Annotated in this window: 1 protein-coding gene; it reads right to left on the bottom strand. The window is 62.8% G+C overall.

Translation table 11 applies throughout. From position 1 onward, the window contains the following. Positions 1–387: ABC transporter substrate-binding protein (locus EN852_RS35905; protein WP_135879689.1), on the bottom strand; the 387-nt coding region annotated here is incomplete at both ends.

The following is a 387-nucleotide window of genomic DNA, read 5'->3' as shown; positions in this document are numbered from 1 at the left end:
GGGCACGTTCCATTCCGGATGGGTGCCGGTGTCGAAGAGGATGCGGGCCTCGCTGGTATCGACCAGCTTGGCCGCCGTCGAATCCGTCTCGACGATGGCGTCGATGTCGCCGCGCAGCAGTGCCGGGCCGGATGCCTCGAAAGGCAGGTTCAGACCCTCGACATCATTCGTCGTCAGGCCGACGCTGTTCAACGCCTTGCTGAAATTTGAATGCCGCACCGTGCCGGTAAGATAGGCGACCTTCTTGCCCTTGAGGTCCTGCAATGTGTTCAGCGGAGAATCGGTCTTGACGACGATGTAGGAGCCGCCTGTCCTGACATAGCTCGACAGGCCGATCAGCTTGACGTCGGCGCCGGAGGCGGCGACACGCAGCGCCGGGTTGTTGCC

This window comes from Mesorhizobium sp. M2E.F.Ca.ET.209.01.1.1, assembly GCF_004010375.2.
GTDB lineage: Bacteria > Pseudomonadota > Alphaproteobacteria > Rhizobiales > Rhizobiaceae > Mesorhizobium.
Note: the sequence above shows the minus strand (reverse complement) of the source record. Positions and strands in the feature narration are given on the sequence as shown.